Here is a 23,729-nt window from a genome sequence, read left to right as displayed (position 1 = left end):
CAGGCGCGTCGTTGCAGGGGGCGGCCTATCTTTTGGTGAACGTCCCGCCCGCGGCCTCGACTTCCTTCAGGGCGAACCCGGCCATGTCGTCCAGGCGCGAGGCCAGCACCTCGGACACTTCCAGGGCCATGGTCTGGTAGTCGTGCGGCTGGATGCCGATGACCACCGCGTCCGGGCGGTTGCCCATCAGGTCGCAGTAGACCAGCGAATCCACCAGGTCGGACTGGTGCATGGAGTCCTTGAAGGCGATGGACTTGCGCAGGTCGTCGCCTGTGCAGCGGTAGATGGTCCCAGGCTCCTGCCCGCCCAGCACCGCGTCCAGGATGATGGCCGTGTCGCAGTGGAGCAGATAGTCCATAAGCCGCATGCCCAGCGTCCCGCCGTCCACCAGGGTCACGTTGTCGGAGAACTCGTATTCCTTCTCCAGCTTCTCCACGCAGCGCACGCCCACGCCCTCGTCGGTGTAGAGAATGTTGCCCACGCCAAGCACCAGAATCCTGCGTTTCTCGTCCATGTGCACTCCGTCGATTTGAATGGCGCATAATGCCCGGCAACGGCTCGGGGGGCAAGCCCGGACGCCCGCAAAACGGCTGTTGACTTGGGATATGAATCGTGACTTTATCGCAAAGCCTCACATGATCACGCTTCTTGTATTTATTTGTATAGGTTCAACCAAGCCAGCGAGGAGTGTCCATGTCGGATAAAAGCGAGCCTCGTGCATACGGGGAGGAAAACGGTCGGCGCGTCCTGTACATCACCTATAAGGCAGACTGCAGATTCGTCGCGGTGGGCGGCAAGGACGTGCTGTTCACGACCCGCACCATAAACGACGTGCTGCCCTGCGTTCGTCCGGGGGACATCCTCCAGTTTCTTCCTGGCAAATACTGGCCGCCCGTGCTCTACGACGAGGATTCCGGCAACCCGCCGGTCTGCCGCCCGGTGAAGCTCTACGAGCTGAGCGGCAAACCGGACGTGCCCATCACCATCCGGGGCCTGGGCGAGGCCACCCAACTCGACGGCGGCCTGGGCGGCGTTCCCCACGACTCCATGCTCCCGGAGATGAAGCACTTCGCTTTTTTCAAGCTCAAGGACTGCGCCTGGATCGAATTCGAGAACTTCGAGGTGGAGAGCTGCTGGCCGTCGTTCATCTATCTGGAGGACTCCTCCTACATAACGGTGCGGGGCATGACGGCCAAGGACAGCCGCTATCTGGTGTACGCGCGCGGGCAGGGCTGCCACCACATCCTGCTTGAGGACAACAAATGGCGCCAGGACACGACAGGGTCCATGTGGCGCGACATCCTGTGGCTTGATTCCAAGCGCAAACGGTACTTCTACTACAACGGCGGCCTGTTCGGCAGCCTGGGCATCCCCGGCAGCGTGGTGGTGCGTCGCAACTCCATCTGCGACGCCTTCAACGGCCTGCGCATGAAGGCGGACAAGAAACCCAAATACGCCCAGAACCACAACGTGGAAATCTACGACAACCACATGCTGCGCATCCGCGACAATCCCGTGGAGCCTGAGCGCGCCGCCACCAACTGGTGGATACACCACAACCGCATCCACAACGCCCACGCCTGGTTCTCACTGGATGAGGTGGTAGGCGGCTTCTGGTACTTCTTCGCGAACACCGGCTGGATAACCGACAAGCTGGGCAACCCGCTGGACCCAAGCCGGGGAGGCAAGGTCTACAAGTACGACACCGGCGGAGACATGCCCGACAAGCCGGTGTTCGCCTTCAACAACAGCTTCCGGCTGTGCAACTCGCTCATCAAGGGCGGAGCCACCACGCATCTCACCCATCGCAACAACGCGGTGCTCTTCCGTACCCTCCTGGACGACCCGGTGCCGCAGGACGACGCCTCAGGGTGCCCGCTGCCCGAGGCCGTGCGCCATCCCTTCCCGGACGGTTGCACCGGGGCGGACCGGTTCGTGGGGGACGACTTCCTGAAAAAAGCATGGAAGACCGGCGTCAGCTTCGACTGGGACCTGTGCAACCTGGACTGGCCGAAGCAGATCACCAGATACGAGCAGGAGCAGCACGGCGTGGTGGACCCCGGCGCAGCTTTCGTTGACCCCGACAAGGGCGACCTGCGCCTGAAACAGGGCTGGCAGGGATGCGAGATCACGCTCGAACCGGGAACGGACTGGCCGGGAGACTCGCGCTGGAGTTCGGGGCCGGGCACGCTCATCGGAGCCTACCAGGGGAGCGGAGACCTGGTGGATGGTCCTCCGTTCGCCTTCCTGGCCCCGGAGGGCCAGGAGGACTACGTGGAGATGCCCAGGCTGGTGCGGTTGGCGCATTCCGGCGTGGACCTGGAGCTCGTTTTTTCGACCCCCCTGGTGGGGCCGGGACCAGTGGCCCTGCGGGTGACGGTGCGGCGCGACGGCGTGACCAGGAAGCTGTGGCTGGACGCCAAGGTGTGCGGGCGGTCCATGAAGACGGTGATCCCCGCGCAATATGGCAATTGGCGGGTGACGCGGGTGCGGGTGCCGGACACGCTCAAGGGGGCCAACGGCCAGTACGTGACCCTGTGGTCCAGCGTGTTCAAGAGGTTCGGGTTCTACGCGGCGGGCCGCAAGCCAGCCCCGAGGCCGTACGAGCCGACCTGTTTCTGCAACTGCGGGGAGGAGGATTAGCTTCTTTCGGCGATTTCATGACGAATACAGGGGGCGCTTTTGCGGCCCCTTTTCGTTTTGTATCAATCGACCGCTTGCCCTGACAATGCCTCTGGCGAGAAGGTACGTATGGAAGGTGATAGTCGTTGATGTAGCGCTGGATTGCCAGGAGTGCATCCCCGCCAAATTTCTTCATGCGCAGTGAGTGTCTTGGCTTCCGGGTGTCGAACTTGATGCGAGGCTAATAGAATTCCCTGTTTCCCATTACGTAGTCGTTTATTTGCCAGTCGTGAATGAGCTGGTATTGAAAGTCACCTTTGTTGTTATAAAAATTGACATATACGAACGGAGTGTCTCGTTTGAGTTTGCCGTCATCTTTTGCAAAGAATATGTTGTAGATGTCGATGACTGTTTGGTCGGAATGTGGGGAGAGAGGGTCAAGTGCCATTACTTTCAGATAAAGATCGCAATCGAAACTCAATTTGTAGCGAGGGTAACGGTCGGAAAGTGTTTGCAGCCTGGAAACATCTTCGGCTGTTGGGTGGCAATCGTATATTCCAAGGAGTACGATGGCGCCAAAGAGCAGAAAGGCGATGGGGGCTGTCAGTTTGAGGGCTGAAAGTATTAAGCTGCGCATTGGAAATGCTATTTTGAAAGGTGTTTTCATTGTGTCCAAGGTCGATGTGTTCAGTGGTGATGGAAATTCCACTGCACCTTTTCAGTTAGAAGGTGTCCATCTTCTGGTGCGACTGACACACAATATTGACTGACGTTCGCACATATTGTATGTGGCATCACGTATGACTGGCAAGGAATTTATGTGAGCAGCGTACAAAGCGACGTCTGGACAATTCTGAAACTGGCGCTTGTCGGCATAGTGCCGCTGGCGTTGGTCCTGGGGTTCATGTTCGTGCGCTCCAAACCCTTCAAACCGAATGTCGGGGAACCGTCCGACGCCTACCAAGAGGCACTGTACGACGAAGAGAAGCACCCGGCTCCGCCTCTTCCCGAAATAAGCATTCCAGGGGACGGGCCGTTGTCGTGGCCGCAAAGGATAGCGTACGAGATTGCCGTCTTGGCGGGGGCAGCCCTTGTGTCTTTGATTCTTCTCCTCCTTTTAAGGTTGAGCCTTTTCATTTTCCGTTAGAATATCACATTAGGAAACAACCATACATCACGCGTGAGGGCAATTTAGTATGTTTTACAGACCCACAAAGGAGACATGGAGATTGACACTCCTGTGCGATATTTTTACTCGATGTGCCCTGACTACGGGTATATTGCTCTATTATTCAGGGAAATTCATTCTCTGCTCAAATTAGGAGTTTCACCATGAACCAGAGAGACGCACGGGATCGACTCAAAAGCAAAGTATATGAGTGTGCAGGGTCGTGCATAGTTTTTCATCTGATTATATTCCTTCTCAATCTCGACCATTTTATGGCGATTTGCCAATAGGGTCATTGCAGCCTTAAAGGCTGCAATGACCCTATCGTATTAGTCGTATCTTCCGCTCGATGTTCGGCCTAACGGCGTGTGCTAGAGAAATGCGGGGAGGCTTAGGGATGGAAATTTTCGGGAAATATTATACTCGTAGCGACTTCTTGTCGGATATCTTTTGGTACTGGCTTATTTTTACGGCTTTATTATTATACTCAGGGTGACCATATGAGGGTACTGATTTGCAAGGTATTGGCAATGGCTTTCGGTGCTGGGCTTGCATATTATACTGTACAGTTCATTGTTTTGTTTCGTTAGAGACAAGGCATGACCTTGTCTCTAACGGCAAGGTACTTACTCTCCTTTACTCTGTTATCCTTCTTTTCCGTTTCCATTCTTGAGTTGGGAGCCGGAATTAACGGTAGCTCCTACAGCAGCAATCCTTGATAGAGCTCTGTTGAACAGGGTGTTTAGAGGGATTGCTTTGTCGAGAAATCACTAAGTCAATTCTTTAGTCATGACTCCGTAGGTCCCTGCCAGCATGAGTCTCTCTGCTTCACTGAGTTCCTTTTTCTGTGGACTTGAAGCATTGTCCGGCTGATGGGGTTGAGAAATTTCATTTGGCGAATACATTTCCCCACCGAGCATCCTGAACCCTCTGTACTCCGGCACGCCAAACGCATTCTTGCGCAGGTCGTTGTTCGGATCAAAGCTCGTTCCGAAGGTCATGCTCCGCCGTGCTCGCCGGTATCCCCGGTGTCGCCGTTGTCATGATTTACTTCGGTACTCATGTGTTTCCTCGTGAATTGTCGATTTTACGTTGAGCGATTCTCCCAGTGCCTGCTTCATGGGCATGCCGGGCGATCTGTGCGTCAAGGGCCGGGCCACATGCCCGGCCCAACGTCCGCACCGGCTACAGGCCGGACAGTTCCAGGTACTTGAGCAGGTCGCCCTCCCTGGCTCCTCCTGCCTTCACGCGCTTGACCAGGGCGGCGCGCTCGGCTGCGCGGGTCGCGCCGGGCGAACGCTCGTCGATCATGCCCGCGCTCTCCAGTTGGGGAGCGCCCTGACGGCGGACCGAACGCCTTTGACCATGCCTCCCGGCCATCCTGCCGCCGATGCGCATGGTAGCCGTCACCATATCGCGCATCTCCTTGTAGAGGGCGATGTAGGCTCCCGGAGTCTCCTCCACGGCGCGCAGGACAGGGCGTTGCAACTTGAGGGGAAGGGCCTTCACGTAAGCCTCGACTTTTGCATGAACGAGCCCGAACAGCGGATCATGCGTCCGCAGGTACGCCAGCAGCATCTCGTTGTTGACGGCCTTGCGCTGGGCGCGGCGCGCATGTCGTGCCTGCTGATGGTTTTGCAGCATGGCCTGCCACTGCATGCGCCCCATGGGGGGGGCCATCATCTGGGGCGACGGCTGCGGGGGGATGTCCGGGATGCCGTCCCCGTCCAGGTCGATGCCTTCCAGGTGTTCGACCATACCGGGTTGGGCCTTCAGGTGGGCCAGGAGTGTTTCGAAGGGGATGTGGTTGACGCCTCGTTGGGCGAACTGCGCGAACGGCTGGTGCCGGGAGAGTCCGGCTGGCACGCCGGATTGCTGCCGCGCGGCGCGGCGGGCCATGATCTGTTCGTCGCTGAGCTGGGACTCGCCGGGTTCGAATCCGGCGAAGCGGTCCAGGGCGTCTTCGTACAGTTTGCGCTTGCGGGCCTGTTCATCAGCCAGATCGGAACCAATGTTTACGGGATAAGGCATACGGGGAACCTCCGTAAGGGTATTTACCCCGGCTTCCCGCGCCGAGGCCTCCGTATGACTAGTCAGATCCGAAAATATTTCACCCCACATAGCGCTATGTGGGAAAAGAGATAAAAAAAGGGGGCCGCTTTCGCGACCCCCTCTCATTTCGAATCAATCAAGCAACTCGGTAGCTTCTTACAGCACCTTGAAGCTCAGCACTTCGTTGGACTCCGGCTCGATCACGTGCACGCCGCAGGCGATGCAGGGGTCGAAGGAGTGGATGGTGCGCAGGATTTCGACCGGGCGCTTGGGATCGGCGATCGGGGTGCCGATCAGGGCCTCTTCGACCGGGGACAGCTTGCCAGCGGCGCAGCGGGGTCCGAGGCTCCAGGTGGAGGGCACGACCAGCTGGAAGTTGTTGATCTTGCCGCCCTTGATGTCGATCCAGTGGGACAGGGCGCCACGGGGGGCGTCCACGAAGCCGACGCCCTGGGCGCTGTCGGGCATCTTCCAGTCCTGATAGAGCTTGGTGTTGCCCTTCTTCACGTTGTCGGCCAGCTTCTTCACCCAGGCTTCCATCTCGCCCGCGATGACGGCGGTTTCGATGCCGCGTGCAGCGGTGCGGCCCAGGGTGGAGAACAGGGCGGCGGTGGTGACGCCCAGCTTCTTGCAGACCATGTCCACGGTCTTGACGGTGGCCTTGTGGCCCTTGGAGTAGGCCACCAGGACCTTGGCCAGCGGGCCGGTCTCCATGGGCTCGTTCATGTAACGGGGGGCCTTCATCCAGGAGTAGCGGTCCTTGTCATCCAGGTTGGTGTACTGGGGATCGGTGACGCCCTCGTAGGGATGCTTGGCTTCGTTGCCCTTGTACCAGGAGTGGGCCACGTGCTCCATGATCTGCTTGGGATCGACGGGCTTCACGCCCTTCAGGTCGCGCTTCATGATGTAGCCGGCGGGCAGGAAGCGGTCGTCGAAGCCGAACTCGCTCTTCTGGGGGAACTCGCCGAAGCACAGGAAGTTGGAGGTTCCGCCGATGGCGGCCCAGTCCTTGTAGTAGGAGGCGACGGTCAAGAGGTCGGGGATGTAGACTTCATCCACGAACTTTTTGACTTCCTTGAACAGGGTGACGAACTCGGCGATGCGCTCGGGGCGCAGGGCGTCGTAGTTGGTGCAGCCGCCCACCACGGTGAACTGGGTGTGGGGGTTCTTGGCGCCGAAGATGGCCATGGCGCGCGCGGCCTTCACCTGGAGGTGCAGAGCCTCGAGGTAGTGGGCGGTGGCGATCAGGTTCACTTCGGGGGGCAGATAGTAGGACTGGTGTCCGCCCAGGAAGTACGCGTTGGTGAAGATGCCCAGCTGGCCGGAGTCGACCAGGGCCTTGACCTTGTCCTGAACGGCCTTGAGGGCGGAGGCTTCGGTCTTGCGGGGCGAGATGGAGTTGGCGATCTGAGCGGCCTTGACGGGGTCGGCCTTCAGGGCGCTGGTGACGTCCACCCAGTCCAGGGCGTGCAGGTGATAGAAGTGGACGATGTGGTCATGCAGGTACTGCGAGGCCATGACCAGGTTGCGCATGATGGTGGCGTTCTCGGGAACCTTCACGCCCACGGCGTTGTCGACCGCGCGGGTGGAGGCCAGGGCGTGCACGTAGGTGCAGACGCCGCAGGAGCGCTGGGTGAAGTGCTGGGCGTCGCGGGGGTCGCGGCCCTTGAGGATGATTTCAAGGCCACGGAAGAGCTGCGAGGAGCTCCACGCGTTCTTGATTTTACCGGCTTCAACTTCAACGACCATGCGCAGGTGACCCTCGATACGGGTAACGGGGTCGACCACTACCGGGCCGGTGAAGGTGCTCTGGGGCGTTTTCATAACCTGAGGCTTGCTGTCAGCCATGTCTTCCTCCGTGAGGTGTGCTGCGGTTCAAGCGTAATGCAATTCAGACTAACGGGGCGCGTAGAAGGGGGTCATGGTGTCCCAGAAATCGGGCTCGGAGCAGCCGATGCAGGGGTGACCGGCCTTCACGGGCCAGTTAGTCGAGTTGAACAGCACCTTGGGGCAGTTGTTGAAGGTCTCGGGACCACGGCAGCCCAGCTCGTAGAGGCAGTAGCCTTTCTTGGCCTCTTCGGAGTCGAAGCTCTTGGCGAACTTTCCTTCGTCGAAGAACTTCACGCGCTCGCACTGGTCGTGGACGGACTTGCCGAAGAACGCCTTGGGGCGGTTCAGCGAATCCAGCTCGATCTTCTCGCCCTTCAGGAACAGCACCACCGCACCCACGAAGTTGATGGGGTTGGGCGGGCAGCCGGCGATGTTGATGATGTCCTTGCGGTCAAGGGCCTTGGCGACGGAGACGGCGCCCGTGGGGTTGGGCTTGGCGGCCTGGACGCCGCCGAAGGTGGCGCAGGTGCCCATGGCGATGATGGCCTTGGCCTTGGGGGCGCAATCCTTCACGATCTGAAGCATGGTGTGTCCGCCGACCATGCCGTAGATGCCGTTGTCCTTCATGGGGATGCCACCCTCGCACACCAGGACGAATCCGTCGGGCGAGTTGACGGCCTTGTGCAGGGCGTCTTCAGCGGCTTCGCCGGCGGCGGCCATGATGGTCTCATGGTAGTCGAGGCTGATGGTGTCCAGGATCAGGGCATCCAGGTACGGTTCATAGGTGCGCAGCACGGCTTCGGAGCAGCCGGTGCATTCCGCGCCGTGCAGATAGACGACGCTGGGGCGTTTCTTGGCGGTAAGGGCCGCCGCAACTTCGGCGGCTGCGCCGGGACCCATGCCGAGCGTGGTTGCCACTGCCGCGCAGAACTTCATGAAGTCGCGGCGGGAGACGCCTTTCTGTTCGAGACGTTTTTCGGCGTCGTCCTTGGCAAGACCAATGGATACGCGCATACGGACCTCCCAAAATCGTTACAGGTTGGCTGTTTGGTCGGTGTGATGCCTCACTGCGAACCCGCACCGGCTTCCCCCACAGATGCCGTTGCGGTGTAGATCCAAAGGCAATGGGCCTGAACGCGTCAGGCTGTTCGCTCCCATAGCAAAACGGGAGAATCTTTTCCAGTGGAAATTGTGACTTGGAGAACAAGGAGCCTGAATTAACGCTTCGCGGACGTGACGCAGGCCCTGGAAACGGACTTGCGGGGTGTGATTGGGCCTCACTGGACTGGAAAAAGCCCTGTTGCGAAGAAAAGTGTTATTACTGATGATTTAGTGTCACCCTGGCGCGATGGTAACACATATTTGTTGCGAGTGTTACTTTCTATGGGAAAAAAAGAACAAGCTGGGCAGGAAAGAAATGCCGTGAATCCGGCGGCCTGCGCACGAGGGCTTCGCGCACCAGGAACGCGCCTGCCTGAAGCGCGTCGGGCGGGCGCATGCGTCGAAAACTCCGGGAACCCAGTCGTTGCGCGCATTTCCGGAGAAAACCAGCCCAGGAGCGCAACGCGGGCTTGTGCGCCGCAAGACACGCGCCGGTGAGGCCTTCAGAGCTCCAGCCGCACAGTTATCCGGCTTGCGGCGCTTCCAGGAACGTCACCTTCAACATCGTCAGGTCGTCGTCGAATCCTGCGCGCCCAAGGAGCGCCCTGGCGTTGTCCAGGATGGCCTCCAGGGCTGGGCCTTGCGCGCAGCAGGGCCCTCCCGGCGCGCACTGGGCGGCTGCATAATCCTTGAATTCCTCGTAGCTCCACATGCGCCCGTCGGCCAGCCGGATTTCATACGCGCCGTCCGACACCACCAGCAGCCGGGCCGGTGTCCGGACCGTGACCACGTCCTCCTTGTAGGTGACGCCGGGCATGGCCCCGATGAACACGCTCTGGCAGCGCAGCTCTTCCACCTCTCCCGAGGCCTGGAACAGGAGCGGCGGCGGATGTCCGGCAGAGGCGAAACGCAGCTCCGAAGTGCGCGTGTCGTACACGCCGTAGAATATGGTGAAGTAGAGGTCGTTCTGCCCGGACATCTGGAACACGGCGTTCAGTCCCTCCATCACCTGCGCGGGCGAGCCGAAGTCCACGCCGGGCAGGGTCTGCGAGCGCAGCACGTTCAGCGCGGACACCGAAAGCAGGGCCGGACCCACGCCATGGTCGCACACGTCCAGCAGATAGAGGGCGAAGCGGTCCTTATCGATCCAATGATACCCGAGGGCGTCTCCGCCAAGCTGCGCGGAGGGGGTGAAGACCCACTCGGTGCGTATGCGCCCCTCGGATACCGGGGGAGGCAGGAGGTTGCGCACGTACTGGGCGGCCTGATCCAGCTGCCGGGCCAGTTCCCTATAGGCGCGGTTGCGCTCCAGAAGGCGCGTGTAGCCGGTGGAGTGGTGTCGCAGGCGCGCCACAAGCTCCACCCGGTCCGGAAGCTTCACCAGATAGTCGTGGGCTCCCAGGGCGAAGGCCTGGGCCTTGGTCTCGGGCTCCTCCTTGGTGGAGAGCACGATGAGGGGCAGGTCCTTAAGCTTCGGGTGCGCCCGGAAGTATTTCACCAGGGTCAGGCCGTCGATGTCTGGCATCACCAGGTCCAGGAGGACCACCGTGGGCTTCGATTCCAGGGCCAGGCGCAGGGCCTGGGCCGGGTCCTGGACGCTCTGGAAGGTGATGTCGGCTTCAGGGGCCAGCATGCGGCGCACCGCCTCGGCCACCATGGCCTGATCGTCCACCAGGAGCACGGACACGGCCTCGGAATCGGTTCTGTTCTGCTCAGTCATAGTGGGGGAGGTGTCTGGCGGCAAGGGCCGCGATGGTTTGCAGGGGGAGGATGAGGTCCGCCGCGTCCAGGTCGCGCGCGGCCTTGGGCATGCCGTAGATCACGCTGGTCTCCTGATCCTGGGCGATTGTGAACCACCCGGCGCGGCGCAGCTCCAGGAGTCCCCTGGCCCCGTCGCTTCCCATGCCGGTCAGGAGCACGGCCACGCCGGGCCTGATGCGCGAGCGCGCCAGGCTCTCGAACAGCACGTCGATGGAGGGCCGGTAGGCGGTCTTCACGGGGCTTCGGTCATAGACGAGCGTGTTCACAGGCGAGACCACCAGATGGGCGTCCGCCCTGGACACGTAGACCGTGCCCGGTTCCAGGCGGTCGCCTTCCTGGGCCAGGGTCACGGGCAGGCGGGTCTGGGTGGCCAGCCACACGGCCAGATTGGCGCTGAAGGAGTCGCCCAGGTGCTGGGCCACCAGCACGGCCCCGGGGAAGTCATCGGGCAGGTCGGAGAGCACCCGGGCCACGGCCGTGGGACCGCCCGTGGAGGCGCCGATGGCCAGCACCGGCGGAAGACTGTTGAAGGAAGGGGACATCAGGGCTCACCGATGAGGTCGCGCACCGCGTCCAGCAGGGCTTCGTCGCGAAAGCCCGCCTTGGGCAGGTAGTAGTCGGCCCCGGCGTCGAGCCCGGCCATGCGGTCCTCCTGGCGGTCCTTGTAGGAGACGATCAGCACCGGAGTGCGGGCAAGGGCCGGGTCGGCCTTTACGGCGCGGGTCAGCTCGATTCCGGTCATGCGCGGCATGTCCACGTCGGTCAGGATGAGGTCGAACTCGCCGGATCGGGCCAGGGCCAGCCCTTCCATGCCGTCCACGGCGGTCACGGCCCGGTAGCCGCGTCCGGCCAGCAGCTGGCGCTCCACCTCGCGCACGGTGAGCGAATCGTCCACCACCAGCACGGATTTCGGCCCGCGCGCCTGCGCGTCCCTGTCCGCTTCCCCGTCCTGGGCCTTTGTCCCCACCCTGGCCAGACGCCCCTCGGCCAGCAGGGCTTCCAGCGAGCGCGCCAGATCGGCGTCGTCCAGGATGAGCACCGGGGAGCCGTCGTCCAGAATGGAGGCTGAGGCCACGTTGGGAACCTTCCCAAGGCGCGGGTCCAGGGGCAGGACCACCAGGTCGCGCTCGCCCAGGAAGGCGTCCACGGCCAGGCCGAAGCGCGCGCCGTCGCTCTCCAGGATGACCACGGGCAGCTCCGGCGCGGACGTGGGGGAGGCGGGCCGGCCAAGTATCTGCGAGGCTGGCGCCAGCCCGATGTTCTCCCCGTCCAGGGCCAGGAACTGGCGTCCCTCGATGGAGGCGATGTCCTGGGGCTCGGCCAGCACCACGCGTCCGATGCGCGACAGCGGCAGGGCGTAGGCTTCGCCCGCCGCCTGCATCACCAGGGCGCGGATGACCGAGCGGCTCACCGGCAGGCGCAGCACGAAGGTCGTGCCTGCGCCGGGCTCGGTCTCCACCCGGACGCTGCCGCCGACCTCCTGGACCATGGTTTTCACCACGTCCAGGCCCACTCCCCGGCCAGACACCTGGGTCAGGGACGCGGCGGTGGTGAAACCCGGCAGGAAGAGAAATTCCAGCAGCTCGGCCCGGCACAGGCGCGCGGCCATGTCCGCCCCGGCAAGGCCCTTGCGGACAACGCTGGCGCGCAACGCGTCCAGGTCGATGCCCTGGCCGTCGTCGGACAGGCGGACCTCCAGGTGGCCCGACACGTGCCGGGCGGCCAGGGTTATGCGCCCCTGCTCGGGCTTGCCCAGGCCCAGGCGGACCTCGGACGGCTCCAGGCCGTGGTCCAGGGCGTTTCGCACCAGATGCATGAGCGGGGCTTCCAGCCTCTCCAGGATGTCGCGGTCCACCAGGGTGCGCGAGCCTTCGAGGCTGAACAGGGCCTTCTTGCCCAGTTCACCGGCCAGATCGCGGGTCAGGCGGGGCAAGGGTCTGGCCCCCTCGCCGAAGTGGCGCATGCGGCTGCCCAGCACCTGGGCGGAGAGCTTGTCCGAGAGTATTTCCAGCCGACGGGCCAGCCCGTCCATGCTCGTGATGACGTGGTCGAAGGTCTCGGTCATGTCCGCGATGAGGCCCATGGCCGACTCGATCTTGGCGCGAGGGTCGGACTCGGGGTCGTCAAGCCCGGCCCGCAGCTCGGCCATCAGGTCGACAAGGTCCATGAAGTCGCGGCCGCCTGCGCGCGCCTGGGAGAAGATGCGGCCCATGGTCCCGGCCTCCACGGCGCACTGACCGGCCAGCCCCATGAGCCGGTCCAGCAGGTCCGCCGAGAGGCGCACGGCGGCGTCCGGTCTGGGCGCAGCCTGGGCCTGTGACTGCGACCGCGGCGCGGCAGGTTCGGGAGAGGCAGGCGCGGGAGGATCGCCCGGCTGAAGCGAAGCGCCGCCCTCATCCGCCTGGGCGTCCCGTACGGCCTGTTCCAGCCGGGCCGCCTCTCCAGCCGCCTCTTCCAGCACGGCTGGAAGGCTGGACGGGGAAGAGGCGGCCACGCGCCCGAAAAAGTCGTTGGCCGCGAGCAGGGCGTCCACGCGCGCAGGGGTCAGGGTCAGCTGGCCCTTCTGTGCGGCCTGGAACATGTCCTCCATGGCGTGGGCAAGCCCCACGGCCTGGGTGAGGTTCACGATGCGCGCCGCGCCCTTGATGGAGTGGGCTGCCCGCATGAGCGACTCCAGGCGATGGGCGTCCGCTCCGGATTCCAGGCCCTCAATCCCCATCAGGCCTTCTTCGATGGCCTGGTGGTGGGTCTGGAGCTCCATGGCGAAGAGCTCCAGCAGGGAGAGGTCGGCCAGATCGGGGCTCATGGGCGAAGGCTCCGAAGCAGGGCGCGCCCCAGGGATGCGGCGTCGGCGATGCCTGCGAGGCGGCCCTCCACCAGGGCCATGCGCAGCACCAGGGGGCTTGGGCCGTGGCTTACGGTGTCCGGCGCGGAGCTTACGGCCTCCGGGTCGTAGCCGCCGGTCCCGGCGGCCTCGTCCACTTCCAGGGCGAAGCGCCCCTCGGGCAGGGTGAGCGCAATGAGCCTGGGATGGTCCGGTCCCGGCGTGGGCTGGGCTCCCAGCAGGGCGGCCAGCCGGATGCAGGGCAGGAGCTCGCCGTCCACGTTGCACAGTCCCGCGAAGACCGGGGAGGAGAGGTAGGGGACGCTGTGCACCGGGCTCATGGGCAGGGCCGCGTCCACGATGGCGGTGGGCAGGCCGAGCCACTCCTCGCCAGCGCGCACCAGCAGAACGCCCTGGCGCGAGCCCTGCCTGACGGGCTTGGGCGCGGCGGCCTGTGCGGTCCACTCCGAGAGGGTGTCCGGCGCGACCTCGCGGTCGAAGAGCTGGCGAGCGCCCTGGGAGTCCAGTTCCATCACGCGCGCTCCGTGCCGGGCTGGCCGTTTTCGGCCGCACGCCCGGCCCTCATGGCCCTGATTGAAAGTCGCTCGGCCTCGTCGGATAGCCCCCTGGCCCGGCTCAGGTGCTCCAGGTGGGTCAGGGCCTCCAGGTGTCCGGGGTCCAGGTAGACCGCCCGGCGCAGGGCCGCTTCGGCCTCCGGCTCGCGACCAAGGGCCAGGAGCACGGCTCCCTTGAGGTGGTACAGCGTGGCGGACGGGGTTTCGGCGGTCAAGCCCTGCTCGATCACCTCCAGGGCCTCGTCCAGGCGTCCGGCGTCTGCCAGGGGGCGGGCCTTCCCATAGGCCTGCCCTGCGCGGAGCGGAGCGGGCTCCTGTCTCGGTTCCGGCAGGCGGTCCTGCGCGTGCTCCGGTGTGCGGGGTTGCGGCGCAGGAGTTGGAGCGGCGCATGGGATGGCGGTCTGGTTCGCGCTGCGGCGCTGCGCGGTGGGCAGCCCCAGTTCATGGAATGCGGCGGCCTCGGCCGGGGTGGTGAACAGGACCCCCTCCGGAGCCAGCAGGCGCGAGAGGGTGGACGCCAGTCGCTGTCTGGCCTCGGGGGCCAGATAGATGAGCAGGTGGCGGCAGAAGATGGCCTGATAGGGCGCATGGCCCAGGAAGAACGATTCATCCAGCACGTCCGCCTCGTAAAAGCGGATGCGCGACAGGGTAAGCGCGTCCAGCGCGAAGCCGTCCGGTTCGCCGGGCCTGAAATAGGGAAAGGGCGGGACGCCGCCGCGCACGCTGGCTGGCGGGAAGCTGCCCGCGCGGCCCCGGTCCAGGGCCTGGGGGTTGGCGTCCACGGCGTCCACCAGGAAGTCTTCGTGCGCAAATCCGGCCTGCAACAGGCTCACTGCGATGGAGGCAGGCTCCTCACCGCCCGCGCAGGGCACGGACAGGATGCGCGCCGGGCGGGCACAGCCGGGGAGCCCGCGCAGCATGCGGGCCAGCGCGTCGTAGGCGTCCGGGTCGCGGAACAGCCAGCTCTCCTGCACGACGGATTCCCCAGCCAGCAGACGGCGCTCCGAGGGGTCACGGGCCAGCAGCTCCAGATAGGCGGCGGCGCTTGCGTCCAGCCGGGACAGGGCGCTCCTGACGGCGCGGCGCAGGCTGGGCGCGCCCACGGCCTTGAGGTCAAGCCCCGCCAGGGCGGCGGCGCGGGCCACGGTTTCGGAGTCGGGCTCGGGCGCGCCGGACGGGTTTGCGCCCAGCCCGCCTGGGTCGGAAGGCGCAGAGCCGCCAGCGGCGTAGAGCGCGTTCATGCGGCCTCCCGCGCGGCGCGCAGCCGCTCCAGCAGTTCGGGCGGGAGCATGCGCGCGAGATCCAGCACCTGGACCAGTTCGTCGCCCACTGCGGCCACACCCGTGACGAAGGGAGCGGCAGGTGCTGCCGGGTCGGCCACGTCCTGCGCCGGGATGTCCAGGGTTTTCAGCAGGCGCTCGGCCAGAAGTCCGATCAAGAGTGATCCCTCCCTGCCGTCCGGGACGCGGGCCACCAGGATGCGCGTGGAGGCCCAGTGGCGCGAGGCCTTGCCGGACAGCAGCAGCGAGGCGTCCGCCACGGGCAGGCTGCGGCCCCGGTAGTTCATGAGCCCGGCCACGGTGGGCGGCGCTCCGGCCAGCGGGCTCAGCTGGACCAGGGGCGCGACCTCCTCCACCTCGCGCGCCGGGACGACGTAGCGGGCTCCGGCGGCCTTGAAGGTGACGAAGAGCATGGGAGCGCAGCCCTTATGCGTCCAGGTCGAACCGGGTGAGGATTTCCTTGAGCCCGGCGGCGGTGGTGGTCAGCTCCTCGGCGGCCTGACGGAACTCGGCCAGGGCGTCGCGGGTCTGTTCGGCGCTGTCGGCCAGCTGGGAGATGACCACGCTGATCTGGTCCGCGCCTTCGGCCTGGAGGCGCATGCCGTCGGACACGGTGGAGAAGCGCGGCGTCAGCTCCTCGCCCGCCTCGATGATGCGGCCAAGCTTGGCGTTGACCCCGCGCGAGGTGTCGGCGGTCTGGTCCGCCAGGGACTTGAACCCGTCCATGGCCGCGCTTCCGGCCTGCACCGAGGCCTGCATGTCGCGGATGGTGCGCTCGATGTCCAGGGTGGCGGCGGCGGTCTGGTCGGCAAGGCGGCGTATCTCGCGGGCCACAACGGCGAATCCGGGTCCGAACTCCCCGGCCTTTTCGGCCTCGATGGCGGCGTTGAGCGACAAGAGGTTGGTCTGGGCCGCCACCTTGGAGATGGTGGAGAGCATCTGGCCGATGCCCGAGGCCTTCTCGCGGATGACGCCCAGCTTGGAGGTCATCTCGCGGCCAGAGGCGGAGAGGTCGTCCATGGCCTGCCCCATGCGGGCCAGGCTCTCGCGCCCGGCCACGGCCAGGGCCGAGGACCGGCTGGCCACGCCCAGCACCTGGTCCATGGTGTCGGCAAGGCCAGAGGCCGTGGCGGATATTTCCTTGCTGGTGGCCCCGACCTCCACGGTGGAGGCGGCCTGCTGGGTGGCGGAGGCCTCCAGCTGGCGGGCCGTGGCCGCGATGCGCCCGGCGGAGGACTGCAACTGCCCGCCCGTGGAGTTCACCGCGCCCAGGAGCTCCTCCAGGCCGTGGATCATCACGGCCACGGCGGAGTAGAGCTGGCTGGTCTCGGAGCGCGACCGGCTCCCGGCCAGAAGGCGCTCGCGCGTGCAGCTGCCCGACGGGCAGGACTGCTCCAGCATGCGCGAGGCCTGCCCCACCTTGCCTTCGGCGATGGTGGTGGCGATGCGCGCCACGCGCGCCAGGGGAGCGGTGATGGAGGTGACGATGGTCCAGGCCAGAAGCGCCGCGCCCGCCACGGACGCAAGGCTCACGCCCAGGGTCAGGCCCATGCGGATCTTCAGGTCCCGGGTGCGCTCCTGCAACAGGTTTTTCAGCAGGGGATAGCACTGGTCCCACAGGGAGGAACCGGCCCCGCTGGCGTTCTGCCAGGCCTGAAGGAAGCTCTGCCTGCTGACGGAGGGGTCTTTCTCGCCCACGGCCTTGGCCAAGCGCAGGAAGTTGCGGGCGGCCTCGGCGTAGGCCTGTACGGCCCTGGGCAGGGCGTTCAGGCGGTCGCCTCCCAGGGCGCGCTGGGCCTTGCCCAGCTTGTCCAGGATGCGCTCCACGGCGGATTGCTCCCAGGCGGCGCCCAGCTGCTGCAGGCGCACACGCTCCGCGTCGGCTCCGGGCATGCCGGAGAGCACAATGTATCCGGAGGTGGAGAGCATGCCCAGGCGCTCCTGGGCGCGGGGGATGTCGAACACCAGCAGGTACAGCAGGTAGTAAGTGGCCAGCTGCGGGTCCAGCACCAGCTGGGCGGAGTCGGCCAGATAGTCGCGCATGTCGGTGAGCAGGCCGTGGAACTTCGCGTGCTGTGCCAACAGCTCCTCGGGAGTGGCCGGATTGCGCACGGCCATCTCCTGGACTGTCTTCATGAAGGTTGCCGGTTCCAGCTGGGGCAGGCCAGCCAGGGCCAGGCGTTCGCGGGTCAGGCCGAGGGGGACGGCGTCGGCGGTGAGCTTGCGGTCCAGTTCGGCGAAGCGGTCGCGCAGGATGGAGTCCTGCTGGGCCAGGGGGGCGTCGACGTTCTCGCCGGACAGGCGGGCCAGGCTCAGGCGCAGACGTTCGGGCATGGCCTCGGTGATGTCCTCCAGGGGGTCCATGGCGGTCACGCCCGCCACTTCCACCCTGGTCATGCGGATGTCCTCGGCCATCTTGCCCATCAGCTGAAACAGCAGCAGGGCAATGGGAACGAGAAAGCTCAGGCCGCACAGGCCGAGCTTGGAGCTCAGTTTCAGGTCGCGCCACCAGGCGATCATGGGCTGCCGTCCTTGTTTGGATTGTGGCCGGATGTTGCGGGGACGCCTTCCAGGGCTCGCGCCAGTTCCCCGGCCAGGGCGGCCGTGCCGTCCAGGGCGGCTGCGGTGTCCCTGGCCGCGTCCAGGGCCTGGCGCAGTTCGGCGGGGGCGGTTTTGGCGCGTGCGGCCAGCGCGTCCAGCCGGGCGGACAGGGTGGAGAGCGAGCGGCCAGCATCCTCGAGGGCGTCCTTGGTCTCCTGGAGCTTGTCCTCGCCGCGCCCGGTTTCCCTGGCGAAGGCGTCCATCTCCATGACCTCGGCGGCCACGGCGTGGCGCATGCGCTGCACCAGACGCTCGATGTCCTGCGCGCCCAGGGCGGCGGTGTCGGCCAGCCTCCGTATTTCGCGGGCCACCACCGCAAATCCCCTGCCGTGCTCTCCGGCCTTTTCTGCTTCGATGGAGGCGTTAAGCGACAGCAGGTTGGTCTGCTCGGCGATGGCGGCCATGTTGCCCACCAGGGCCTGGGCCTGTTCGGCGGTGGAGGAGATGACGGTGAGCTTGGAGGACGCGCCTGCCGCGCCGGAGAGGATGCGCTCCATGGCGGCGGCCAGCGAGGAGAGCGACGCGGCGCAGCTCTCGTAGATCTCCCTGGCGCTCTCCAGGGGCAGGGAGGCCTCTGTGGCCATGCGGGCGCAGTCGTCCGCGCGCGAGGCCGAGGCGTGCAGGGAGAAGGAGAGCTCCTGCGCGGTTTTCAGGGCGCGGGAGGCTTCCGAGGCCATGACTTCGGCTTTGCGCCGAAGCGGAGCGTCCTGCCCCGATGCGTTGAAAGCGGCGGAGTCAGGCGGGCTGGCGGGGCCAGGGCCGATCCATGTGGCGGAACGCTCCGGCGCGGCGATCAAGCGCGGGGCGTCCTGGTCCGGGTCCTGCGAGATATCGGCGCGCGGGATGAGCGCCTTGGCGGCCAGGGCGCCCAGGAAGGCTGCGGCCAGCGCGGCCGTCACGGCTGCGGCCACGGGAAAGGGCTCCCCGGCCAGCAGGTCGAACGCCTCGCGCCATGCGCAGGCCATAAGCGCCGAGCAGGCGCACAGGAAGGCAACCGTGCGGTTGGGAGAACGAAACATGCGTCTACCGATACTCCCCATCCAGGGTATTCGCAACAAGGCAGAGGTTGATGATGCCCTGGAAAAGGGGTAGAAATCACAGCTTATGGACTCTCAAGCCGAGCCGACCAAATTCGCCCCGGCCGAGCGGGATTCTCCCGAGCGGATTCTGGCGCAATACCGGGACCTTTGCGGCCACTTCATCGCGCAGACCCTGGACGCCATCCCGGTCATCGTGCTGCTTCTGAACAGCAACAGGCAGGTGGTGCTTGCCAACCACCAGACCCTTCAGGCCACCCGCATGGGCCTGGACTGGGTTCTGGGGAAGCGTCCGGGAGAGGCCTTCGGCTGCATCCACGCGCACTCCGAGCCGGGCGGTTGCGGCACCACGGAGTTCTGCGCCAAGTGCGGCGCGGTGCGTGCCGTGCTCATGGGGCTCGAGGGCCGCAAATCCGTCCAGGAGTGCAGCATGCTGCGCCGGGGCGACATGGGCGTGGAGGCCCTGGACCTGGAGGTCAGCTCCTCCCCGGTGATGATAAACGGCGAGAGCTTCCTGCTTTTCTGCGTCCAGGACCTCTCCGACCTGAAACGGCGGCGCACCCTGGAGCGGCTCTTCTTCCACGACATGCTGAACACCACCGGCGGCCTGCGCGGCCTGATGGACATGCTGCGCCAGGAGGTCCCCGAGGAGCTGCGAGAGGACGCCGAGTTCATCCATGCCACCCTGACCCGTCAGGTGGAGGAGCTTCTGTCGCAAAAAGACCTCATGGCCGCAGAGAACAACGAGCTCACCCCCGTGTTCTCCGCCTTGCAGAGCAGGGAGCTGGTGGACGGCGCGGCCAAGATGGGCGCGAGCCTGTCCCAGGCCAGGGGCAAGGCCATCCACGTGCTTCCCTCGAGCGCCTGCGCGGAGTTCGTGAGCGACCACACCCTGGTGCGCCGGGTGCTGGGCAACATGGTCAAGAACGCGCTGGAAGCCTCCATTGCCGGGGAAAGCATCACCCTGTCCTGCCATGAGAAGCAGGGGCGGGTCCTCTTTCGGGTGCACAACCCCATGGTGATGCCCGACGACGTGCGGCTGCGCGTGTTCAAGCGCAACTTTTCCACCAAGGGCCTGGGCCGGGGCCTGGGAACCTACGGCATGAAGCTCCTGACCGAGCGCTACCTGGGGGGCGACGTTCATTTCACCACCCGCGAGGGCGAGGGGACGACGTTCACCCTGTCCCTGCCGCGCGACGCCCGCGATACGGGGAACGCCGGAGACGCCGGGAGCGCCGACGCAGGCTCCGGGCAGGACTGATGCCGAACCTGCGCGCGCCGGGGCTCCTGATCCCGTGATCCGCTCCCTGACCCTCACCAACTTCATGGCCCACGCCAGCACCACCATGGAGCTGGCCCCCGGCCTGAACGTGCTCTGCGGCCCCAACAACACCGGCAAATCCGCCGTGGTGGAGGCGCTGCGCTGCCTGTCCCAGAATCCGGCCCCGCGCCACGTCATCCGCCATGGGGCCAAAGAGGCCCGCGTGGAGGTGCTGCTGGACGGCGGCTGGCGCGTGGCCTGGATACGCCGCAAGGCCTACGCCCTCTACGAGATACTCGCGCCGGGGGCCGACGAGCCCCAGGTGTTCGCCAAGATGGGGCGCGGCAAGGTCCCCGAAGAGGTGGCCGAGCTCCTGAAGATGGCCCCGGTGAGCTTCGAGAAGGGCGAATCCGTGGACGTCCACCTGGGCGACCAGCGCCATCCTATCTTCCTTTTGGACCAGCCCGGCTCGCTGCTGGCGGATTTTCTGGCCTCTTCCACCGAGAGCGCCCACCTCATGGCCATGCAGGACCTTCTGCGCGAGAAGACGCGGCGGGCCAAGATCTCCCAGGGAAACCTGGAAAAGGCCACGGCCCGCCTCCGCGACGGGCTGGACCGGCTGGCCCCGCTGCCGGAGCTGTCCCATGCGCTGGAGCTTCTGCGCGAGACGGGCAGCGACCTGGAAGCGCGCAGCGCCGCCGTGCCGAGGCTCGAAGCGCGGCTGTCCGCCCTGGAGCGCGCCACGGCCCAGGCGGCGGGGCTCACCCGCCGGGTGGCCGGGCTGTCCGGGCTCTGCGCGCCGCCGCCTCTGGCCCCGTCGGCCACGCTGTGCACTGCGCTTGCGGCAGTGCAGGGCGCGGGCCAGCGCATAACGCGGGTGAAGGCGTCGCTTGCGCGCCTCTCGGAGCTTTGCGCGCCACCTGCGCTGTCGCTCTCCGGGCAGCTGGCCGGAGAGCTGGCCCATCTGGAAAGCTTGAACGGACGCATGCGCTCAGTGCGGGCTTCTCTCGATCAGCTGCGCGCGCTGGCCGATCCTCCGGCGCTGTCGACGGTGGCGGAACTGGCCAGGGACTCGGAGCAGCTCGGGCGTCTGCGTGCGCTCAAGAGCCGGGCCGTATCCCGCCACGGAGCGCTCTCGTCCCTGGCAGCGCCGCCGGAACTCGGCGAACCTGCGCCCCTGGCCGGGCTGCTGGAGTCCATGCAGGCAGTGTCCGCGCGCATAGCCAAGGGGCGGGTCTGGCTGGCCGAGCGCGAGCGCGTGCTTGCGGACAAGTCCGCCGCCATCGCCGCGCGTCTGGCCGAGCTTGGCGAGTGTCCGCTGTGCGGCTCCGGCCTGGACCCGGAGAAATTCCTCAAGAAGGCCGGGGGCCATGGAACTTCCTAGAGTCGCGGGCAAGGGCCTGTTCGTCATCTGTGATCCGCACGTGGCGGCCACGCCGCCGGGTCACCGGATGGAGGGCTACCGCGAGCAGGTGCTGGCCAAGGTGTCGGCCTGCCTGGAGCACGCCCGCGAGCTCGAGCTTCACCCGGTGATTCCCGGCGACCTGTTCCACTGGCCGCGCGAGAACCCCAACGGACTGGCTGTGGAGCTCATCGAGCTGTTCAGGCCGCACCGGCCCTCGGTGCTGGTGGGCAACCACGACAAGTACCTGGCCCGCTTCACGCGCGACGTGTCCCTGGCCGTGCTGGACGCGGCGGGCGTGGTCCGCCTGATGGACAAACCCGGCCCGGCCTTCTGGCTGGATACGCAGGGCGGCCCTGTGCTGGTGGGCGGCTCTCCTGACGGCACGCCGCTGCCCCGGCACGTGGAGCGCGACGGGGCCGTGGCAACGGTCTGGTTCAGCCATCACTCCATCAACTTTCCCGATTTCGAGGAGCGCCTGCTGGCCCCGCGCGAGATTCCCGGACTGGATTGGCTCATAAACGGCCACATCCACCGTCCCCAGCCCATGGTCACCATGGGCGCAACGCGCTGGTGCAATCCGGGCAACATCACCCGGCTGACCTTCTCGCGCCGCACCAAGACGCGCGTCCCCGTGGCCTCCATCTGGCGTCCCGGCGCTACGGAGCTGGAATCCTGGGCCGTGCCGGTGCTGCCCTTCGAGCAGGTCTTCCCGGACCAGGAGTTCCCGCCGGAGCGCAGCGCCGAGGAGCGCAACTCGCTGTTTCTCAAGGGGCTGGAGCGGCTGGCCTGGAGGCGCACCCAGGAGGGCCTGGGACTCAAGGATTTCCTGCATGCGAACCTGAACCCGGAGAACCCCGAGACGGGGCTGGTCTGGGAGCTTTACGAGGAGGTTGCCGGTGGCGACAAATGATGTGCTCGGCGGCCCTGACGCCGCCCTGGAGCGCGAACTTGGCCGGTTGAAGGCCGAGTACGAGAGCCTGCGCGACGAGAAGGTGCGCGCCGAGCAGACGCTGGCCCACCTGGAGGCCGAGTTGTCCTCGCTGGAGGAAAAGGCCCGCTCCGACTACGGCACGGCAGACCCCGGCGAGCTGCGCGCCAAGCTGGAGGCCATGCGGGCCGAGAACGAGCGGCTGGTGGCCGGATACCGCGAGCATGTGGCCCAGGTGCGGGCCGGGCTGGCGGCGCTGGAAGACGGCGCTGCCTCCGGCGTCCCGGAATAATCGTTTCGGTCCAGGATCACCAAGAATACGCAATAACCATAGGGGATTCCAAAGGGACTTGTCCCTTAGGCCGCCGGAGGCCTCCTCCCCGCATCACCCTCCCGGCGCTCCCCAAGAGAACCACCATGACGACCGCCTCTGCGCACACGCCGGACACCTCCCCCGCCTCCCTTTCTGCGTCTGCGTCCCTGCCCGCGCTGCTGCGCGAACTGGACGACCTGCGCCATCAGGCCGGACGCCTGGAAGGGCTGGCCGAGTCCCTGGTGCGCGACCATCAGGCGGCGCGGCGGGAACTCCTGGCCGTTGAGCAGTTCCTGGCCCTGGCCCCCAAGGCCCAGGCGCGCCTGGAGGACCTCTCTCGCGACCTGTTCGGCGAGCTCATGGAGGAGGTCGAATCGAACCTGACCCACGCCGTGCGCGAGATCCTGGGGCAGGACCGCACCGTGGTCAGCCGCCGGGAGGTCAAGAGCGGCAAGTTCTTCATCACCCTGGAGATTGAGAACCAGGGGCAGGTGGAGGACATCCTCCAGGGGCAGGGCGGGTCGGTGTGCAACATCTTGTCCGTGGGGCTCAGGCTCATCGGGCTTGCCCAGCTGGACCCCGCGCTGCACCGCCCTTTTCTGGTGCTGGACGAGCAGGACTGCTGGCTTAGGCCCGAGCTGGTCCCGCGCTTCAACGCGCTCATTGCGGCCATCGGCGAGAAGCTGGGGTTGCAGGTGCTGACCATCAGCCACCACTCGGTGGACTCCTTCAGCGGGTCGGCGGGGCGGGTGTTCCAGCTGGCGCCCAGCCGTGAGGCGGGCGTGACCGTATCGGTGATCGAGGGCTTGAGGAAGGCCGGGGCGCTGGCTGACGACGGTGAAGAGGCGGAGTCGGACGAGTAGAACGGGGATATGTGAGTGTAGGGAGAGGCGTCGGGGGAGAAGCCTCCGGCGGCCAAAGGGCTTCGCCCTCTGGACTCCCACATAGGTCTGCGGTTTGCGGTGGATACT

21 protein-coding genes are annotated in these 23,729 nt (G+C 65.7%); 7 read left to right on the top strand and 14 right to left on the bottom strand.

Going from position 1 to position 23,729, the window contains the following annotated elements:
• Window positions 1-25 precede the first annotated feature (25 nt).
• Window positions 26-514 (bottom strand): HyaD/HybD family hydrogenase maturation endopeptidase, encoded by a 489-nt coding sequence (locus G453_RS0110845; protein WP_027191089.1) that lies wholly within the window; start codon window positions 512-514, stop codon window positions 26-28.
• A 179-nt stretch (window positions 515-693) separates the two neighbouring features.
• On the opposite strand from G453_RS0110845, the gene G453_RS26285 reads away from it, so the two are divergent.
• Window positions 694-2,643: a hypothetical protein gene (locus G453_RS26285; protein WP_051272315.1), complete on the top strand. Its 1,950-nt coding sequence runs from the start codon at window positions 694-696 to the stop codon at window positions 2,641-2,643.
• A 220-nt stretch (window positions 2,644-2,863) separates the two neighbouring features.
• Here G453_RS26285 and G453_RS27930 read toward each other — a convergent pair whose 3' ends face one another.
• On the bottom strand, window positions 2,864-3,289 hold the full coding sequence (locus tag G453_RS27930; protein ID WP_156920881.1) for a hypothetical protein: 426 nt from the start codon (window positions 3,287-3,289) through the stop codon (window positions 2,864-2,866).
• Window positions 3,290-3,442: 153 nt separating this feature from the next.
• Here G453_RS27930 and G453_RS0110830 point away from each other — a divergent pair, with 153 nt between their 5' ends.
• Window positions 3,443-3,769 carry a hypothetical protein gene (locus G453_RS0110830; protein ID WP_027191087.1) on the top strand — a complete coding sequence of 109 codons (327 nt, stop codon included), beginning with the start codon at window positions 3,443-3,445 and terminating at the stop codon, window positions 3,767-3,769.
• Between the two features lie 791 nt (window positions 3,770-4,560).
• On the opposite strand, the gene G453_RS27925 is transcribed toward G453_RS0110830, so the two are convergent.
• The 12 genes from G453_RS27925 to G453_RS0110770 all read right to left on the bottom strand — a co-directional run bounded on the left by G453_RS27925 (window position 4,561) and on the right by G453_RS0110770 (window position 18,833).
• Entirely contained in the window at window positions 4,561-4,791 is a 231-nt protein-coding gene (locus tag G453_RS27925) for a hypothetical protein (protein WP_156920880.1), read from the bottom strand.
• Between the two features lie 184 nt (window positions 4,792-4,975).
• Window positions 4,976-5,821 (bottom strand): hypothetical protein, encoded by an 846-nt coding sequence (locus G453_RS0110825; RefSeq protein WP_027191086.1) that lies wholly within the window; start codon window positions 5,819-5,821, stop codon window positions 4,976-4,978.
• Window positions 5,822-5,998: 177 nt separating this feature from the next.
• Entirely contained in the window at window positions 5,999-7,690 is a 1,692-nt protein-coding gene (locus G453_RS0110820; RefSeq protein ID WP_027191085.1) for a nickel-dependent hydrogenase large subunit, read from the bottom strand.
• A 48-nt stretch (window positions 7,691-7,738) separates the two neighbouring features.
• Entirely contained in the window at window positions 7,739-8,686 is a 948-nt protein-coding gene (locus G453_RS0110815) for a hydrogenase small subunit (protein WP_027191084.1), read from the bottom strand.
• Between the two features lie 610 nt (window positions 8,687-9,296).
• Window positions 9,297-10,493, bottom strand: a complete 1,197-nt coding sequence (locus tag G453_RS29115; RefSeq protein WP_027191083.1) for a SpoIIE family protein phosphatase — start codon at window positions 10,491-10,493, stop codon at window positions 9,297-9,299.
• Complete coding sequence (locus tag G453_RS23485; RefSeq protein WP_051272314.1) at window positions 10,486-11,076, bottom strand: CheB methylesterase domain-containing protein; 591 nt, start codon at window positions 11,074-11,076, stop codon at window positions 10,486-10,488. The genes G453_RS29115 and G453_RS23485 overlap by 8 nt, the downstream gene beginning before the upstream one ends.
• Window positions 11,076-13,340 (bottom strand): hybrid sensor histidine kinase/response regulator, encoded by a 2,265-nt coding sequence (locus G453_RS29025; protein ID WP_027191082.1) that lies wholly within the window; start codon window positions 13,338-13,340, stop codon window positions 11,076-11,078. The genes G453_RS23485 and G453_RS29025 overlap by 1 nt, the downstream gene beginning before the upstream one ends.
• The gene (locus tag G453_RS27920) at window positions 13,337-13,891 is read right to left on the bottom strand and encodes a chemotaxis protein CheW (protein WP_051272313.1); all 555 of its coding nucleotides are present in this window, start codon (window positions 13,889-13,891) and stop codon (window positions 13,337-13,339) included. The genes G453_RS29025 and G453_RS27920 overlap by 4 nt, the downstream gene beginning before the upstream one ends.
• Window positions 13,891-15,174: a CheR family methyltransferase gene (locus G453_RS0110785; protein WP_027191081.1), complete on the bottom strand. Its 1,284-nt coding sequence runs from the start codon at window positions 15,172-15,174 to the stop codon at window positions 13,891-13,893. The genes G453_RS27920 and G453_RS0110785 overlap by 1 nt, the downstream gene beginning before the upstream one ends.
• Window positions 15,171-15,626, bottom strand: a complete 456-nt coding sequence (locus G453_RS23475; RefSeq protein WP_051272312.1) for a chemotaxis protein CheW — start codon at window positions 15,624-15,626, stop codon at window positions 15,171-15,173. The genes G453_RS0110785 and G453_RS23475 overlap by 4 nt, the downstream gene beginning before the upstream one ends.
• Window positions 15,627-15,639: 13 nt before the next feature.
• Window positions 15,640-17,733: a methyl-accepting chemotaxis protein gene (locus G453_RS26275; protein ID WP_051272311.1), complete on the bottom strand. Its 2,094-nt coding sequence runs from the start codon at window positions 17,731-17,733 to the stop codon at window positions 15,640-15,642.
• Entirely contained in the window at window positions 17,730-18,833 is a 1,104-nt protein-coding gene (locus G453_RS0110770) for a methyl-accepting chemotaxis protein (RefSeq protein WP_027191080.1), read from the bottom strand. The genes G453_RS26275 and G453_RS0110770 overlap by 4 nt, the downstream gene beginning before the upstream one ends.
• Before the next feature lie 85 nt (window positions 18,834-18,918).
• Between G453_RS0110770 and G453_RS23465 the strand changes: the two genes are divergently transcribed.
• The 5 genes from G453_RS23465 to G453_RS0110745 all read left to right on the top strand — a co-directional run bounded on the left by G453_RS23465 (window position 18,919) and on the right by G453_RS0110745 (window position 23,621).
• Window positions 18,919-20,112: a sensor histidine kinase gene (locus G453_RS23465; protein WP_084502243.1), complete on the top strand. Its 1,194-nt coding sequence runs from the start codon at window positions 18,919-18,921 to the stop codon at window positions 20,110-20,112.
• A gap of 34 nt (window positions 20,113-20,146) precedes the next feature.
• Window positions 20,147-21,496 carry an AAA family ATPase gene (locus G453_RS0110760; protein WP_027191079.1) on the top strand — a complete coding sequence of 450 codons (1,350 nt, stop codon included), beginning with the start codon at window positions 20,147-20,149 and terminating at the stop codon, window positions 21,494-21,496.
• The gene (locus G453_RS0110755) at window positions 21,483-22,427 is read left to right on the top strand and encodes a metallophosphoesterase family protein (protein WP_027191078.1); all 945 of its coding nucleotides are present in this window, start codon (window positions 21,483-21,485) and stop codon (window positions 22,425-22,427) included. Before G453_RS0110760 ends, G453_RS0110755 begins: the two co-directional genes overlap by 14 nt.
• Window positions 22,414-22,737: a hypothetical protein gene (locus G453_RS0110750; protein WP_043645434.1), complete on the top strand. Its 324-nt coding sequence runs from the start codon at window positions 22,414-22,416 to the stop codon at window positions 22,735-22,737. The genes G453_RS0110755 and G453_RS0110750 overlap by 14 nt, the downstream gene beginning before the upstream one ends.
• 125 nt (window positions 22,738-22,862) lie before the next feature.
• The gene (locus tag G453_RS0110745) at window positions 22,863-23,621 is read left to right on the top strand and encodes a P-loop NTPase family protein (protein WP_084502242.1); all 759 of its coding nucleotides are present in this window, start codon (window positions 22,863-22,865) and stop codon (window positions 23,619-23,621) included.
• Window positions 23,622-23,729: the final 108 nt, after the last annotated feature.

Source organism: Fundidesulfovibrio putealis DSM 16056, assembly GCF_000429325.1.
Classification (GTDB): domain Bacteria; phylum Desulfobacterota; class Desulfovibrionia; order Desulfovibrionales; family Desulfovibrionaceae; genus Fundidesulfovibrio; species Fundidesulfovibrio putealis.
This window is presented reverse-complemented; position numbering and strand designations above follow the sequence as displayed.

What these genes read in the sequence shown, in the direction of transcription:
- G453_RS0110745 (WP_084502242.1), top strand. Translation starts at nt 22,863, where the DNA reads ATGACGACCGCCTCTGCGCACACGCCGGACACCTCCCCCGCCTCCCTT.
- G453_RS23475 (WP_051272312.1), bottom strand. Translation starts at nt 15,626, where the DNA reads ATGCTCTTCGTCACCTTCAAGGCCGCCGGAGCCCGCTACGTCGTCCCG.
- G453_RS0110755 (WP_027191078.1), top strand. Translation starts at nt 21,483, where the DNA reads ATGGAACTTCCTAGAGTCGCGGGCAAGGGCCTGTTCGTCATCTGTGAT.
- G453_RS0110815 (WP_027191084.1), bottom strand. Translation starts at nt 8,686, where the DNA reads ATGCGCGTATCCATTGGTCTTGCCAAGGACGACGCCGAAAAACGTCTC.
- G453_RS27920 (WP_051272313.1), bottom strand. Translation starts at nt 13,891, where the DNA reads ATGGAACTGGACTCCCAGGGCGCTCGCCAGCTCTTCGACCGCGAGGTC.
- G453_RS0110785 (WP_027191081.1), bottom strand. Translation starts at nt 15,174, where the DNA reads ATGAACGCGCTCTACGCCGCTGGCGGCTCTGCGCCTTCCGACCCAGGC.
- G453_RS23465 (WP_084502243.1), top strand. Translation starts at nt 18,919, where the DNA reads ATGGACTCTCAAGCCGAGCCGACCAAATTCGCCCCGGCCGAGCGGGAT.
- G453_RS23485 (WP_051272314.1), bottom strand. Translation starts at nt 11,076, where the DNA reads ATGTCCCCTTCCTTCAACAGTCTTCCGCCGGTGCTGGCCATCGGCGCC.
- G453_RS29115 (WP_027191083.1), bottom strand. Translation starts at nt 10,493, where the DNA reads ATGACTGAGCAGAACAGAACCGATTCCGAGGCCGTGTCCGTGCTCCTG.
- G453_RS26285 (WP_051272315.1), top strand. Translation starts at nt 694, where the DNA reads ATGTCGGATAAAAGCGAGCCTCGTGCATACGGGGAGGAAAACGGTCGG.
- G453_RS0110820 (WP_027191085.1), bottom strand. Translation starts at nt 7,690, where the DNA reads ATGGCTGACAGCAAGCCTCAGGTTATGAAAACGCCCCAGAGCACCTTC.
- G453_RS0110845 (WP_027191089.1), bottom strand. Translation starts at nt 514, where the DNA reads ATGGACGAGAAACGCAGGATTCTGGTGCTTGGCGTGGGCAACATTCTC.
- G453_RS27925 (WP_156920880.1), bottom strand. Translation starts at nt 4,791, where the DNA reads ATGACCTTCGGAACGAGCTTTGATCCGAACAACGACCTGCGCAAGAAT.
- G453_RS0110825 (WP_027191086.1), bottom strand. Translation starts at nt 5,821, where the DNA reads ATGCCTTATCCCGTAAACATTGGTTCCGATCTGGCTGATGAACAGGCC.
- G453_RS0110770 (WP_027191080.1), bottom strand. Translation starts at nt 18,833, where the DNA reads ATGTTTCGTTCTCCCAACCGCACGGTTGCCTTCCTGTGCGCCTGCTCG.
- G453_RS29025 (WP_027191082.1), bottom strand. Translation starts at nt 13,340, where the DNA reads ATGAGCCCCGATCTGGCCGACCTCTCCCTGCTGGAGCTCTTCGCCATG.
- G453_RS26275 (WP_051272311.1), bottom strand. Translation starts at nt 17,733, where the DNA reads ATGATCGCCTGGTGGCGCGACCTGAAACTGAGCTCCAAGCTCGGCCTG.
- G453_RS27930 (WP_156920881.1), bottom strand. Translation starts at nt 3,289, where the DNA reads ATGAAAACACCTTTCAAAATAGCATTTCCAATGCGCAGCTTAATACTT.